This is a genomic window from Aquabacterium humicola, assembly GCF_030167915.1.
Lineage (GTDB): Bacteria > Pseudomonadota > Gammaproteobacteria > Burkholderiales > Burkholderiaceae_C > Pseudaquabacterium > Pseudaquabacterium humicola.
The window spans coordinates 20,467-34,647 of the sequence record NZ_JARGNB010000010.1 but is presented as its reverse complement, the minus strand read 5'-3'; the positions used below and the strand labels follow the sequence as shown (position 1 = coordinate 34,647).

At 70.6% G+C, this 14,181-nt stretch carries 10 protein-coding genes and 1 pseudogene; 3 read left to right on the top strand and 8 right to left on the bottom strand.

Translation table 11 applies throughout. The features are described 5' to 3' along the window. Nucleotides 1-10: 10 nt before the first annotated feature. From pseG to P1K89_RS29525, 4 genes are all read right to left on the bottom strand, one after another. Entirely contained in the window at nt 11-1,117 is a 1,107-nt protein-coding gene (gene pseG, locus P1K89_RS29540) for a UDP-2,4-diacetamido-2,4,6-trideoxy-beta-L-altropyranose hydrolase (protein WP_284620134.1), read from the bottom strand. Then, complete coding sequence (pseF, locus tag P1K89_RS29535) at nt 1,114-1,821, bottom strand: pseudaminic acid cytidylyltransferase (protein ID WP_284620133.1); 708 nt, start codon at nt 1,819-1,821, stop codon at nt 1,114-1,116. The genes pseG and pseF overlap by 4 nt, the downstream gene beginning before the upstream one ends. A gap of 10 nt (nt 1,822-1,831) precedes the next feature. Then, entirely contained in the window at nt 1,832-2,983 is a 1,152-nt protein-coding gene (pseC, locus tag P1K89_RS29530) for a UDP-4-amino-4,6-dideoxy-N-acetyl-beta-L-altrosamine transaminase (RefSeq protein WP_284620132.1), read from the bottom strand. A gap of 153 nt (nt 2,984-3,136) precedes the next feature. Next, a complete protein-coding gene (locus P1K89_RS29525; RefSeq protein ID WP_284620131.1) occupies nt 3,137-4,420 on the bottom strand; it encodes a M20/M25/M40 family metallo-hydrolase in 1,284 nt (427 codons plus the stop codon). Between the two features lie 145 nt (nt 4,421-4,565). On the opposite strand from P1K89_RS29525, the gene P1K89_RS29520 reads away from it, so the two are divergent. Continuing rightward, a complete protein-coding gene (locus tag P1K89_RS29520; RefSeq protein ID WP_284620130.1) occupies nt 4,566-5,471 on the top strand; it encodes a LysR substrate-binding domain-containing protein in 906 nt (301 codons plus the stop codon). Nucleotides 5,472-5,478: 7 nt separating this feature from the next. Here the strand turns inward: P1K89_RS29520 and pseB are convergent, their stop codons facing one another. From pseB to P1K89_RS29500, 4 genes are all read right to left on the bottom strand, one after another. Beyond that, the gene (pseB, locus tag P1K89_RS29515; RefSeq protein WP_284620129.1) at nt 5,479-6,489 is read right to left on the bottom strand and encodes a UDP-N-acetylglucosamine 4,6-dehydratase (inverting); all 1,011 of its coding nucleotides are present in this window, start codon (nt 6,487-6,489) and stop codon (nt 5,479-5,481) included. Nucleotides 6,490-6,493: 4 nt separating this feature from the next. After that, nucleotides 6,494-8,230, bottom strand: a complete 1,737-nt coding sequence (locus P1K89_RS29510; protein WP_284620128.1) for a hypothetical protein — start codon at nt 8,228-8,230, stop codon at nt 6,494-6,496. A 73-nt stretch (nt 8,231-8,303) separates the two neighbouring features. Continuing rightward, complete coding sequence (locus tag P1K89_RS29505) at nt 8,304-9,662, bottom strand: TolC family protein (RefSeq protein ID WP_284620127.1); 1,359 nt, start codon at nt 9,660-9,662, stop codon at nt 8,304-8,306. Nucleotides 9,663-10,214: 552 nt separating this feature from the next. Beyond that, a complete protein-coding gene (locus P1K89_RS29500; RefSeq protein ID WP_284620126.1) occupies nt 10,215-10,883 on the bottom strand; it encodes a class I SAM-dependent methyltransferase in 669 nt (222 codons plus the stop codon). Nucleotides 10,884-11,711: 828 nt separating this feature from the next. Between P1K89_RS29500 and rbp the strand changes: the two are divergent. Both rbp and rpoD read left to right on the top strand, forming a co-directional pair. Then, a pseudogene (gene rbp / locus P1K89_RS29495) lies at nt 11,712-12,059 on the top strand (RNA-binding regulator); the annotation flags it as partial. 162 nt (nt 12,060-12,221) lie between these two features. Continuing rightward, on the top strand, nt 12,222-14,126 hold the full coding sequence (gene rpoD, locus P1K89_RS29490; RefSeq protein ID WP_439898053.1) for an RNA polymerase sigma factor RpoD: 1,905 nt from the start codon (nt 12,222-12,224) through the stop codon (nt 14,124-14,126). Nucleotides 14,127-14,181: the final 55 nt, after the last annotated feature.

Below are 14,181 nucleotides of genomic sequence, written 5' to 3'. Positions count from 1 at the left end.
GAGGCCTCCTTCAGGCGGATGGGCGAAGCGCGGCGATCGCGGCCGCGGCGCGCGCGGCGCCGTGGCCATCGACCAGCGCGATCGATGATTGATGCAGCGCGCGGCGCTCATCGGGTGCATCGAGCAGGCGGCGCACGGCGGAGCCGAGGGCGCGGGCCACGTCGGCGCCCTGCCCGATCGCATCGAGGCCGACCACCACGCCGTCCGCTGCCAGCAGCGGGACCGACAGGCGCTGGTTGTCGGCGGTGATCAGCGCGATCGTCGGCGTGCCGAGGCTGCAGCGTTCCCACAATGCGCCGCCGCCAGCGCCGATCTGCAGGCCGTGGCGGGCATGGAAGTCCGCGAGGTGGGGCTGGTCGAGCACGATGTGCAGTTGCGCGTCGGCCGCGGCCAGCGCCTGCAGCAGCGGCAGCGACGGGTTGGCCGAGGTGGTCGCGATCTCGATCGGGCCGGTCCAGCCGGCGTCCTGGCGGCAGGCGTTCACGGCGAAGGCCGAGAAGTTGCCGGGGTCGGTGCCGCCCATGAAGACGCCGATGCTGGTCACCTGCGGTGTGACCACGCAGCGGGCATGGTCGCGGTACACCGCGTCGAGCAGCGCGTACGACGGCCCGCCGCAGATCCCTGCCGGATAGCGCAGCACCCCGCGGTACTTGGCCGCATGGTCGGCGGCGGGGTTGTGGTCGATCACCAGTTCGGTGGCCAGCGGCCGGTCGGCCAGGTCGTCGATCACCGCGATCGTGGCGCCGGTCGCAGCGCCTAACGCGCTATGCCAGCGGGCATCGATGCCGTAGTGGTCGACCAGCACCACGTCGGGCCCCCAGGCATGCACCGCGCAGGTGGTGTCGGTGGCGTCGCGGTCCCAGCGGCGTTCCAGCCAGGCGCCGTGCGGCGGCGGTGTCTCGTCGGGGTCGTCGCCGGCGCCATCGTCGATGCGCGGCATCGGCAGCGCGGCGAAGCCCGCCTGCGCGAGCAGCGAGGCCACGTCGACGTCCGCCGGCCGCGCGACGAAGGCCACCTCGTCACCGCGCTCGCGCAAGGCCTGCGCCAGCGACAGGCAACGCTTCAGGTGGCCCCAGCCGATGCGACGCGACGCGTCGGTGCGGACCGCGACCTTCATCGGCCGTCCTGTGGCCTCTGCGTCGACTGCGCCGCCGCGAACAGCGCCTCGGCGCGTGCCCAGTCGTCCGGCGTGTCGATGTCCACCGCCGCCCAGTGCGGCAGGACGAGCGTCTTGGCACCCAGGTGCGGGCTGGTGCCGCGTCGCCACGCGTCGGCGCGGCCCCAGTAGAACTGGCCGGCATCGTGGTACGCCGGCGCAAGGTCCTGCGAGCGGGTGTCCGCATGCTCGGGGTACATCGCGCGGGTCGTTCCATCGGGCGCGCGCAGCAGCGCGCGCTGCACCGCCGACGGGAACTCGAGCACCGGGAACACGTAGTCGCAGCCGCCCTGGTCCAGCAAGGCCAGCGCATCGCGCAGCGCCCGCGCCTGCAGCAGAGGCACCGCCGGGTAGATGCAGCAGACCGCGTCGGCCTGCCAGCCCTCGGCGGCCAGCGCGGCGATGGCATGCTGGATCACCGGCATCGTGCCGGCGGTGTCGTCGGACAGCTCGGGCGGCCGCTGGAACGGCACCTCGGCGCCCTGCTCGCGCGCGATCGCAGCGATCTGTGCATCGTCGGTGGAAACGACGATGCGGTCGAACACCGCCGCCTCGCGTGCCGCGGCGATCGCGTAGCCGATCATCGGCCGGCCGGCGAAGGCGCGGATGTTCTTGCGCGGGATGCGCTTGCTGCCGCCGCGCGCGGGGATGACGGCCAGGCGCATCGTCCGCTCGCTAGCCGAGCGCCGCGCGCAGCACCGCGACCACGCGGTCCTGCTCGGCGTCCGTCATCTCGGGGAACAGCGGCAGGCTGATGGCCCGCGCGTAATAGGCCTCGGCCGCGGGAAAGTCGCCGCGCTGGAAGCCCAGGCGCCGGTAATGCGGCTGCGTGTGGATCGGGATGTAGTGCACGTTGACGCCGATGTCGGCCGCGCGCAGCGCGTCGAACACGGCGCGGCGGTCATGGCCGGCGTCGAGCTCGATCGCGTAAAGGTGCCAGGCCGACACCCGGTCCGGCAGTCGCGCCGGCCGCTTCACCGGCAGCTCCGCCAGCAGCAGGTCGTAGCGTTCGGCACGGGCCGCGCGCCTGGCGTGCATGCCGTCCAGGCGCTTCAGCTGCGACAGCCCGAGCGCGGCCTGCAGGTCGGTCATGCGGAAATTGAAACCCAGGCGCTGCTGCTCGTAGTACCAGGGGCCTTCGGGCGTGCCGTCCATCAGCGCGGCATCGCGCGTCATGCCGTGCGAGCGCAGCAGCTGCAGTTCCTGCGCCAGCGCGTCGTCGTTCGTCGTCACCAGGCCGCCTTCGCCGGTGGTGACGATCTTCACCGCATGGAAGCTGAAGACCGTGGCATCGGCCCACGCGCTGCCCACCGGGGCGCCGAGGTAACGCGCGCCGGTGGCATGCGAGGCATCCTGCAGGATGCGGAAGCCGTAGTGGTCGGCCAGCGCGCGGATCTCGCGCAGATCGGTCGGCAGGCCGGCGAAGTCGACCGGGATCACCACCTGCGGCAGGGTGCCGGTGGCCTGCGCGGCTTCGAGCTTCGCGCCCAGCGCCGCCACCGACAGGTTGCGCGTGGCCGGGTCGATGTCGACGAAGTCGATGATCGCCCCGCAGTACAGCGCGCAGTTGGCCGACGCGAGAAAACTGTTCGGGCTGGTCCAGACCCGCGAGCCGGGCCCGACGCCGAGCGCCAGGCAGGCCATGTGCAGGCCTTCGGTGGCATTGCCGACCGCGACCGCGTGCTTCACCTGGTGCAGGTCGGCGAACGCGCGCTCGAAGGCCGGTACCGCCGGGCCCTGCGTCAGGAACTCGGACCGCAGCACCGCGGCGACGGCGGCGATGTCCTCGTCGGTGATGTGCTGGCGGCTGTACGGGATGAAGGCCATCGTGCGGTGCTCCGACAGTCCCGGTGGCCGCCGGAACGCCGGTGCACGAGGCGGGTGCACGCGCGGCTGCGGCAGGCGCAGGACTTTCGCTGTGCATGATCCCGCAATCCAGGCGCCGCGAAGCGCCGAATTGGCGCGGAAATCCGGCGTGGCTCAGTTCATGGCGCCGCGCGACAGGTCCATCACCAGCCGCGTCGCGAGGTACAGCCGCGGCACGATCGAGTCGAGCTTCACGTACTCGGCCATGTTGGAGTGCGAGCCCGCGCCGCTCAGGCCGAGCCCCTCGATCACCGGGCCGCGGGCCTTCAGCGCGGCGAAGGCCGCATCGGTGCCACCGCCGGTGGGCACGTCCAGCACCTTCAGCGGCAGGCCGAGCTCCCCGTAGACCGCCACGGCGCGCGCACCGAGCGCGCGCGACGCCGGCGTGGCCTCCAGCGGCGGACGGCGGGTCTCGAAGCGCAGCTGCACCTTCGCGTCGGGCACGCGCTGCTGCTTCACCCGCTGCTGCAGCGTGGCCTGCAGCTCGTCGAAGTCGGCCAGGCGCAGCGCACGCGCATCGGCCTGCGCACTGGCCTGCGCCGGGATCACGTTGCGGTTGGTGCCGGCCTGCGCGACGGTCCAGTTCAGGCTCAGGCCCTTGGCGGGCTGCGTCAGGTCGGACAGCTGCAGCAGCTGGTGCGACAGCTCGGTCAGCGCATTGACACCCTGGGACCAGGCCGAGCCGGCATGCGAGGCGCGGCCCTCGACGTGCAGGTAGGCCGAGCCGATGCCGCTGGTGGCCAGACGCAGATGGCCCTGCTCGCCGCCGCCCTCGAACGAGAACACCGCGTCCTGGTCCGCGGCCAGGCGGGTGATGGTGGCGCGCGAAGCCGGCGAGCTGATCTCCTCGTCGCCGTTGACCAGCACGGTCAGGGTGCCGTAGTCGCGGAAGTCCAGCTTGTTCAGCATCGCGACGGTGTGCAGGATCAGCGCGACGCCCTGCTTGTCGTCGAGGATGCCCAGCCCGTAGGCGCGCTCGCCGTCGATGCGAAAGGGCTGGTCCTTCAGCATGCCGCGCAGGTACACCGTGTCCATGTGCGCGATCAGCATCAGCTTGCTGCGGCCCTGGCCCTTGAAGACCGCGTGCACCATCGCGCCCGTCTGCTCGGGCGTGTCTTCCATGCGGTAGACCTCGTCGGCGCGGATCAGCTGCGCCTGGCCGCCCAGCTGCGCCAGGCGGTCGCGGATCAGCGCGGCCAGCTGCGCCAGGCCTTGCGGGTCCTTGCTGCCGGACTCGATGTTCACCAGGTCGCGCAGCGTGTCCAGCAGCGGCGCCTGCTCGGCCTGGGCCAGCGCCTGCACACGTGCGGCGGGTTGCGCCTGCAGCGGGCTCGATGCGGCGGCGAGCACCAGGGTGGCGCCGAGCCAGACGCTCAGGCAAGACGTGCGGAAACGCATGCGGCAGCTCTCCTTCGAGGGACCCGGTGGATCGGAAGACGGGGTGTGCGGCGGGACTCTAAGCGCTTGGCCAGATGCTGAAAAGATGTCAGCATCTTGAGCGCGATCAGACTTCCTGATCACCCACCCCGGTCACCCCAACGGCATGAAGCTGCAGCAACTGGAGGTCTTCGTCAGCGTCGCGCGCGAGGGCAGCCTGCGCGCCGCCGCGCGCGGGCAGGCGCTGACGCAACCCGCGATCACCCGCACGATCCAGGAGCTGGAAGCCGACCTCGGCGCGGTGCTGCTCAGGCGCAGCGCGCGCGGCGTGGAGCTGACGCCCGCCGGCCAGGCGCTGCAGGTGCGCGCGAGCCAGCTGCTGGAGGACGCGCGCCGGGCACGCGAGGAGATCGCGCAGTTGCAGGGCGACCTGCGCGGCACGATCACCTTCGGCACCACGTCGTCGATCGCGCTGACCCTGCTGCCGCAGGCGGTGCTGCAGTTCCGGCAGGCGGCGCCGCAGGCAGAGCTGGCAATCGTCGAGCTGAAGTACCCGCACGGGCTGCAGCGGCTGCGCGACGGCCAGGCCGACTTCGTCGCGATGCACCTGCTGCCGGACATGCTGGACGACGACCTGCGCAGCATCCCGCTGCTGGATACCGATTTCGTCGCGGTGGCGCGGGCCGGCCATCCGCTGATCAAGGCGCGCACGCTGGCCGAGCTGGCCGATGCGCAATGGCTGCAATCGCTGGCCGGGGGGCAGGCGGGCTCGGTCGTCGCCACCGCGTTCCGCGAGGCCGGGCTGCCACCGCCGCAGGGGCGCGTGCGCTACGCGTCCTTCGCGGTGATGCTGGGCCTGGTGTCGTCGACCGACCTGCTGGGCGCGGCCTCGCGGCCGCTGGCCGAACGCCTGGCCGCCTTCGGGCTGCAGCCGGTGAAGCTGCGCCGGCCGCTGGCGCGGGTGCAGATGGCCGTGGTGATGCGCAAGTCCTACCGGCCGACGCCGGTGGCCACGCAGTTCCTGGCCTGCCTGCAGACGGCCGCACGCGGGCTCGCCGCGCGCCGGCCGTGATGCGGGTTCAGTGGCTCTGTTGCGGACCGAGCTCGGCCTGGATCATCGTCTGCAGCTGCGGCACTGACAGGAAATCGGTGTTGCTGCCACTGTCGTACGAGAAGCCCGGCGCGACGCGCTTGGCGTTCATGCGCGCGCAGTAGTCGTCGATCGAGTACTCCGCGCCCGACGGCAGGATCGCGTAGTAGCCGCCCAGGTCCACCGTGTTCGGGCTGTCGCTGGCGGTGATCATCTCCTCGTGGATCTTCTCGCCCGGGCGGATGCCGACGATCTTCTGCTCCGCTTCCGGCGCCACGGCCGAGGCCACGTCGGTGATGCGGTAGGACGGGATCTTCGGCACCAGGATCTCGCCGCCCCAGGCATGCTCGATCGACCACAGCACCATGTCGACGCCTTCCTGCAGCGAGATGTTGAAGCGCGTCATCTGCGGGTCGGTGATCGGCAGCACGCCGGTGGCGCGCTTCTCGGCGAAGAACGGGATCACCGAGCCGCGGCTGCCCATCACGTTGCCGTAGCGCACGACGGAAAAGCGCAGGTCGCGCGAGCCCTTGATGTTGTTGCCGGCGACGAACAGCTTGTCCGAGCACAGCTTGGTGGCGCCGTACAGGTTGATCGGCGCGGCGGCCTTGTCGGTCGAGAGGGCCACGACGCGCTGCACCTTGGTGTCCAGGCAGGCCTCGATCAGGTTCTGCGCACCCAGCACATTGGTCTTGATGCACTCGAACGGGTTGTACTCGGCGGTGGGCACCTGCTTCAGCGCGGCGGCGTGCACGACGATGTCGATGCCTTCGAGCGCACGCGTCAGGCGGGCCTGGTCGCGGATGTCGCCGATGAAGTAGCGCAGCTGCGGGTACTTGCTGGGCGGCAGCAGCTGCTGCATCTCGAACTGCTTCAGCTCGTCGCGCGAGTAGATCACCAGGCGCTTGACGTCGGGGTAGCGCGACAGCACCGTGTGCACGAAGGCCTTGCCGAACGAGCCGGTGCCGCCGGTGATGAGGATGGACTTGTTGCTCAGCATGGCGTCAGGCTCCTGGGGTTGCGGTTGAGCTGGCAGAAGGGAAAACGGTGGGAACGGGAAACAGCGTGTCGTGCGTGGCACGGCAGCGCGCGGCGTAGGCGGTGGCCTGCGCGGCTTGCGATTCGAGGTAGCGCTCGCTGGACGTGAACAGCGCGTCGAGCGCCTGCAGCGCGGCGGCGCCGCCGTACGACGGCACCAGGCCGTCGCTGACGTAGGGCGGCGTGATCACGTAGTCGGCAGCCCAGTGCTGGTCGCCGACATGCATCACGTAGCTGCCGGCATCGAGGAAGGTCACGGTGCCGCTCGTGGGCTCGCCGTAGGCCACGCAGACATCCGCTTCCGCGGCCAGCTGGTCCAGCGGCTGCGCCATCGTGCGCTGGAAGAAGCCCGCCGGCTCGCCGAGTGCGCCCGAGACGACGTTCAGCGCCGGCGTGCTGGGCTTCAGCCGCACGACGAGGTCGCGGTCATGGTGTGCGCACAGCGCGCGCAGGGCCTTGTAGAAGCCGATCAGGCCGAAGAAGTCGATGTACGACAGGCCTTCGCTCTGCATCGTGTTCAGCAGCAGGCATACGCGACGGGCGGCCGGCCGCGCCTGCGCTTGCGGGCGTGCGCGGAACGCGACCGCGCGGCGCGCGACAGGCTGGCCCAGCACGGTGCGCACCGGCGGCGAGAAGCCGGGCAGCTCGACCGCCTCGACGTTGTCGGCATGCGGCAGCGGCGAGGTCGGATAGGCCGAATGCGGCAGCACGGTGACCGGCGAGCGCAGCGCATGCGCCAGCGAGAACAGCGGGCCGTTGTTGCCGGTGTCGTGGTCGGCGACGATCACGCGCGGCTGGCGGCCTTCGAGGGCCGCGTACAACCCGTGGTAGTTGATCGCCTGCATCAGGCAGCGGCGCGCCAGCGTCGCGGCCTGCAGCTCGAGCGCGGCGCGGTCGGGCACCAGGCCCTGCAGCTCGTCGATGAAGAGGCGGCGCGCGCGTTCGGCGTACAGCTCGCAGGCCAGCGGCCGCTGCGCCGGCGTCAGCTCGTCCAGGCGCTTCAGCAGCAGCGTGTCGCCGCGGCGCACCGGCACGTCGCAATAGAGGCCCGGCAGGTCGACCGAACGCGGAAACGTCGCCTCGATGGACTGCGCGAACCAGCGCGCGTCGTAGAAGCAGGTCGGGATGTGGGTCAGCGCGTCCAGGCCGTCCGCCGCCGCGGCGCGCACGCCCTCGGCATCGAAGCACCACTCCAGCATCGCCGGGTTCCAGAAGCGGCCGGCGTCGTAGCGGTCGATCACCTGCCAGCGCGCGCTGTTGCCGGCGACGATCTCGGTCGACAGCATCGAGTCGAAGTTGAACAGTTGCGGGTTCGACGGCCGCAGCAGCCCCAGGCGCGCTTCCGGGAACTGCGCTTCGGCCGCCTGGCCGAGCCGTTCGATGGTCAGCGCGCGCTGGAAGAAGAGGTACAGGTGGGCCTGATCCCAGCCCGACCATTGGCCGCGGCCGAACAGTCGCACGCGCTCGCGCGTCAGCAGCTGGTCGATGCGGCTCGCGCGGGCCTGCGCTTCGGCGTACACCGCGGTGGCGATGTCGGCGCCGACGTCGAGGCGGCGGAACTCGTAGTGGCGGAAGCCTGCGGCGACGGCGGCATCGAGAATGCCGGGGTCGACGAAGAGCATGCGGGTGTCGGCGTAACGCTCCTGGTGAGCGGCCAGGTGGATCACGTCGCTGCGCTGCAGGACGAAGAGCGCGTCGATCATTGGAGCCCCCTACGGCGCTGCGCGCCGGTCCCCCCGAGGGGGAGCGAGCGCCTCCGGAACGGCCGCGCGGCGCTCATTGCAGCCACCCCTGCAGCCCCTGCCCCAAGGACAGCAGGATCGCGTTCATCTGCTGCCCGTCGTGCTGGGCATTGACCAGCGAGATGCGCAGGCCGTAGTGGTCGCTCTCGGCGGCCATCACGTCGAACAGGGACCGGCGGCCGAGCTGCTGCCACTGCTGCAGCGTGAAGTCGCGCAGGCGCTCGCTGTCGCGCAGCACGGCGCCGACACGTTCGGCACGGTCGAAGGACGAGGTGGTCTGCTCGTGCACCTCGGCGATGCGGGCGCGGCGCGCCTGCAGCGCTTCGTCGCGCTGCAGCTGCGCGGCCTGCGCGCGCTTCTTCGCGGCGGCCGAGGCGGCGGCGATGCCCTGGTCGATCAGCGGGATGCTGATCGCGAGGCCGAAGGACAGGCCCTTCGAATGGTTGGTGCCGATCGTGCCGCCGAAGCCGGACGCCGCATTGGCGCCGCCGGTCCACGAGACGCGCGGCTGGTGGCTGGCTTCGACCGAGCGCGCGAGCTGCTGCGCGGCTTCGGCGCTGGCCTCGAGCTGCGCGATCTCGGCCGAGCGCAGCGCGTCGGCCTGCAGGCCCCGCACGTCGGGCACGGCGCTCAGCAGCGCGGACCAGTCATGCTCGGTGGCCGGCAGCGTGTCGCCGACCAGCCGGCGCAGGCGCACTTCCACCTGGCGCAGCTGCGATTCGGTCTGCGTGCGCGACAGCTCGGCCTGCTGCAGCGACTTGCGCACCTGCACCAGCTCGGACAGGCGTCCGCGGTCGGCGGCGACGATCTGCTCGAGCGCCCTCGCCAGGCACTGCATCTTGCGCACGTACTGGCCATAGACCTGCACCTGCTGGCGGAAGCGGCTGCGCTCCAGCGCCAGCGACACGGTGGACAGCGCCAGCGCCTCGCGGCTGCTCAGGTCGCCGAAGCGGGCGGCGTCGGCGAGGCGCTCGCGCCAGTTCACCAGGCGGTCGGTGCGGCCGCCATCCCAGATCAGCTGGCTGATGGCCACGGAGACGCCGCCCTGCGCGGCATTGGTTTCGTTCTTGCTGCGCACGCGCTCGACGCTGGGGCCGATGCTGGCGTTCAGCGAGGCCTGCGGCGACTTCGCGGCGCGGGCCTCGGCGGTGTCGTCGAGCGCGGCTTCGGCCAGCAGGCGGGTGGCGCCGGCCTGCGGGCTCTGCTCGATGGCCTGGCGCACCAGCGTGCGCAGCGCCGTGCGGGCCTGCTCGGGCGGTACGCTGCCCGACGGCAGCGGGGCGTCGTCGGGGCAGGTGGACTGGGCCGCCGCCCCGACCGCCGCCGCCAGCAACACCACGGCCGCCACGGCGCCGCGCTGCAGCGGTGCGAGGAGTCGGCGGAGGCGGGGCATGGGTGGGGCGACGGATCAGGTGTTCGACACCTGGAAGTAGACCCGGGGGGGCTTGGTCGCAATCGGCTGAAAAGCTGCCGCTTTTCAGGCTCAATTTGCGTCGGGCGGTGCCGACGGGCATCCGGCGGACGACGGGTGTCGGCCCGTTGCGGTCGTTTGTGCTCGGATCTTGCGTGCCGGCACCGAGCGCGCCAAGGCCACTGGGTGCCCGGCTCCGCTCATGTCCCCCGGGCCGTGCGCCGCTGATACACCTCAGGCTCAATCCCGGCCGGCCCTCCTCCTTGACTTCGCTACGCCGGGCACCCAGCGGCCTTGGCTCCATCACCATCGCGGCATGCGATGGCCTGCCAGGGCGGTGCGGATCAGGACGGCGGGGCGCTCTGTGGAGCGAAGTCAAGGAGGAGGGCCGGCCGAGCACGACCCGGGGCATATCGACGCAGCCCGGCCCGGGGGACATGAGCGGAACAGAGCGCCCCGCCGGCCTGATCTTGTGCAGACCGAAGCACGCCGCGGCGAATGTCCGCAACCGTGCCGAGAACGGCCACTTGCCAATCAGGCCGGCGTGACCTTGAAGAGGTACTGGAACGCGTTCGCGTCGCGTTCGGCCTGGTCGGGGTCGGTGCCGCCGGTCTCGGCGATTGCGCGGATGCCGGCCATCAGCGTGCCGGGCGCCTGCGTCGGCAGCTGGCGGCTGAAGGCGGTTTCGATCTTCCAGCCGGCCTGCAGGAACATTTCCATCATCGTGATGCGGGTGAACCAGCGCACGTGGGTGCGGTCCATCAGCCCCGAATCCTCGTAGCGGAAGAGCCCGGTCGCCAGGCGCATCTGCACGCTCCAATGCTGGGCGTTCGGGATGCAGGCCAGCAGGCAGCCGTCGGCGTCGATGCCGGCGCGGATGGTCTTGACGATGCGCCAGGGGTCGCGCAGGTGCTCGAGGCAGTCGCCGAAGATCCACACGTCGCTCGGGAACAGCTTGTCGAAGGCCGCGGGCGTGAAGGTCTCGATGTCGCCGGCCAGGGCCTGCGTGCACTGGCTCGCGGCGACGGCGGCGTAATCGGGGTCGATGTCGATGCCGACGTACTCGGCCGTCGGGTTCTTTGCGCGGTAGGCCTGGGCCATCGCGCCATGCATGCAGCCGACCTCGACGACGCGGCGTGCGTTCGGCGGAATCAGGCCCAGCAGGTCCTGGTTGACGATGCTGTGGGCGGGGGTCTGTTTCATCAACATGCGCGTCGGGCTCCGGCGTGAGGCCTTGGGGACGTGCGCAACGAGCGCAGCCCAGGCAGCCTGCCGATTGGACGCCAGCGGGCCCGCGCGCGATCGGCCGAAAGCCGGCCTGAATGCCCCCCAGTTCCGAGTCGCGACCGTGCCGGTGGCCTGTGACGGACTTCACAACCCGTGACGGCAAGAGTGCATGCCGCAGCACGGGGCCTGCTGCCTACAGTGGCGCCACTCCCTCCCCGCAGTTCCGAAGGACTCCCCATGGCGATCAGGCAATTCCTCGGCGAGCTCGCGCTGCCGCTGGCGGCGATCCTGCTCGGCATCGGCGCGCCGGCGTTGTTCCTGGTCGCGCTGTACGGCTGGTGGTGACAGCGAACGCCGGCGTCTCAATGCCGGCGTGCCCTGCGCGGGCGTGGCATTCGTCATGAATCGCCCCGGACGCTGCCGCACGAACCTATAATCCGCCACCCTGCCGCGCATTGCTCACTGGCGCGGCAACCTTGTTGAACGTCCTCCGGCCCATTTCGCACCGCTGCCAAGCCGCCAGACCGGCTTCGCCGGTCGTGCTTGCGCCGGTCTCCTTGCGGCGAGCCCTACTCCGGTCCTTTCTTCCTCTCGACCGGCTTTACGGCGTCGGAACGCCGCCACCACCGACAAACCACACTCCAGGGATGGCGCACGCCGCGCCTCCCTTGTTTCCATACACGGTCCAGCAACGCGCGGCGCTCTGCGCAACGCGTTTCCCGTCGCGCGGGTTCACCCGAAGCCGCTCCATGCAACGCAGGTCACGCTGGAAACCTGCAGCCACCTCTCTCAAAGGCAACTCCAGTGGGCAACAAGCTCTACGTCGGCAATCTCTCCTACGCGATGCGCGACGACACCCTCCAACAGCAGTTCTCCGGCTTCGGCACGGTCACCTCGGCCAAGGTCATGATGGACCGTGACACCGGCCGCTCCAAGGGCTTCGGGTTCGTGGAAATGGGGTCCGACGCGGAAGCGCAGGCGGCCATCCGCGGCATGAACGGCCAGATGGTCGACGGCCGCGCGCTGGTCGTGAACGAGGCGCGTCCCAAGGAAGACCGGCCGGGCGGTTTCGGTGGCGGCGGCGGCGGCGGTCAACGTCGCGGCGGTGGCGGCGGCTACGGCGGTGGCGGCGGCTACGGCGGCGGCCGCGGCTACTGATCAGGCCTTCCGGCACAGTCGAGGGCGCGCCTGCGAAGGCTTGCCCGCTTTTTCCCTTCGCAGAACCCTCGCACCGTGGCCAAGAAGTCCAGTCAAGCTCTCAAGACGCCCCCGGCCACCGACGTGGCCGTTGCCGACGCCCCTTCGGGAAAGCCCTTGCGCGTCAAGGTCCCGAAGTCGAAGGTGCGGGCGCTGATCCGCGAATTCGGACTGGACGAGACGACGCTCAGCCCCGACGAGGAGAACCGGCGCCGCAGCGAGCTCAGGGACCTCGTGAAGATGGGCAAGACGCGGGGCTTCCTGACCCAGCAGGAGATCCACGATCACCTGCCCGAGAGGCTCGTCGACGCCGAGGTGCTCGAAGCGACGGTAAAGATGCTCAACGACATGGGCATCGCGGTCTACGAACGCGCACCGGATGCAGCGACGCTGCTGGTCGCCGGCGGCACCGTCGCGGCGGCCAGCGACGAGGAAGCCGAGGAGGCCGCCGAAGCCGCGCTGTCGACCGTCGACTCGGAGTTCGGCCGCACGACGGACCCGGTGCGCATGTACATGCGCGAGATGGGCTCGTTCGAACTGCTCACGCGCGAGGGCGAGGTCGAGATCGCCAAGCGCATCGAGGCCGGCCTGCAGGCGATGATGCTGGCGATCTCCGGCTCGCCGTCGATCATGGCCGAGATCCTGGCCTGCGGCGAGCGCATCGCCGCCGGGCAGATGAGCATCTCGGAGGTCGTCGACGGCATCGTCGTGGCTGGCGAGGCCGATGACTACGTCGCCGAGGAAGACATCGATGCCTTCGACGACGTCGACGATGACGACGCGAACGGCCAGCTCACGAGCAGGCGCCTGGAGGAACTGAAGGCCGCGGCGCTCGACCGCTTCGCGTCGCTGCGGACCGGGTTCGACAAGCTGCGCAAGGCGCACGCCAAGACCGGCTGCGGCTCGTCGGCCTACGAGAAGGCGCAGCAGATGCTCAGCGAGGAGCTGATGGGCATCCGGTTCACGGTCAAGACGATCGACCGGCTGTGCGGCATCGCGCGCGCGCAGGTCGAGGACGTGCGCCGCTGCGAGCGCGAGATCCGCAGGATCGCGGTGGACCGCTGCGGCATGCCGCAGGAGCGCTTCGTCGAACGCTTTCCGCCCAACGCGCTGAACCTCGACTGGAGCGAACGCGAGTCGGCGGCCGCCCTGTCCTGCAGCGCGGCGCTGGGCCGCCACCGGCACGCGATCCAGGAACTGCAGCAGCGGCTGATCGACCTGCAGTCCCGGACGCTGGTTCCGCTCGACACGTTGAAGGCCATCCACAAGGCGATGAACGACGCCGAGCGCACGTCGCTGGCGGCCAAGGAGGAGCTGGTCGAAGCGAACCTGCGCCTCGTGATCTCCATCGCCAAGAAGTACACCAATCGCGGCCTGATGTTCCTGGACCTGATCCAGGAAGGCAATGTCGGCCTGATGAAGGCGGTGGACAAGTTCGAATACCGCCGCGGCTTCAAGTTCTCGACCTATGCGACCTGGTGGATCCGGCAGGCCATCACCCGGGCGATCGCCGACCAGGCGCGGACCATCCGCGTTCCGGTGCACATGATCGAAGCGGTCAACAAGCTCAACCGCATGAGTCGCGCGCACCTGCAGGAGTTCGGCTTCGAGCCGGACGTCGCGACCATCGCCGGCAAGCTCGAGCTGCCCGAGGACAAGGTGCGGCAGATCATGAAGATCGCCAAGGAGCCGATCTCGCTGGAGGTGTCGGTCGGCGACGACGGTGACACCACGCTGGGTGACTTCATCGAGGACACCGACACCGTCGCGCCGCTGGATGCGGTGATGCAGATGGATCTGCGGGCGGTGGTCGCCGAACTGCTCGACGGCCTCTCGCCCCGCGAAGCCAAGGTGCTGCGCATGCGCTTCGGCATCGACATGAGCACCGACCACACGCTCGAGGAAGTCGGCCGGCAGTTCGACGTGACGCGCGAACGCATTCGCCAGATCGAGGCCAAGGCCCTGCGCAAGCTGAAGCACCCGAAGCTGTCGGAACGGCTTCGGGCCTACGTCAACGGGTAGGTCCGGCTGGCGTCGCGGAAGGGCTGGGCCCCGCCCATTGCGGCGGTGCGGCCAC

Excerpts from the sequence above, each read along its gene's own strand:
- pseB (WP_284620129.1), bottom strand. The coding sequence starts at position 6,489 with ATGCTGAGCAACAAGTCCATCCTCATCACCGGCGGCACCGGCTCGTTC.
- P1K89_RS29505 (WP_284620127.1), bottom strand. The coding sequence starts at position 9,662 with ATGCCCCGCCTCCGCCGACTCCTCGCACCGCTGCAGCGCGGCGCCGTG.
- P1K89_RS29500 (WP_284620126.1), bottom strand. The coding sequence starts at position 10,883 with ATGAAACAGACCCCCGCCCACAGCATCGTCAACCAGGACCTGCTGGGC.
- pseC (WP_284620132.1), bottom strand. The coding sequence starts at position 2,983 with ATGGCCTTCATCCCGTACAGCCGCCAGCACATCACCGACGAGGACATC.
- P1K89_RS29510 (WP_284620128.1), bottom strand. The coding sequence starts at position 8,230 with ATGATCGACGCGCTCTTCGTCCTGCAGCGCAGCGACGTGATCCACCTG.
- P1K89_RS29525 (WP_284620131.1), bottom strand. The coding sequence starts at position 4,420 with ATGCGTTTCCGCACGTCTTGCCTGAGCGTCTGGCTCGGCGCCACCCTG.
- P1K89_RS29520 (WP_284620130.1), top strand. The coding sequence starts at position 4,566 with ATGAAGCTGCAGCAACTGGAGGTCTTCGTCAGCGTCGCGCGCGAGGGC.
- pseG (WP_284620134.1), bottom strand. The coding sequence starts at position 1,117 with ATGAAGGTCGCGGTCCGCACCGACGCGTCGCGTCGCATCGGCTGGGGC.
- pseF (WP_284620133.1), bottom strand. The coding sequence starts at position 1,821 with ATGCGCCTGGCCGTCATCCCCGCGCGCGGCGGCAGCAAGCGCATCCCG.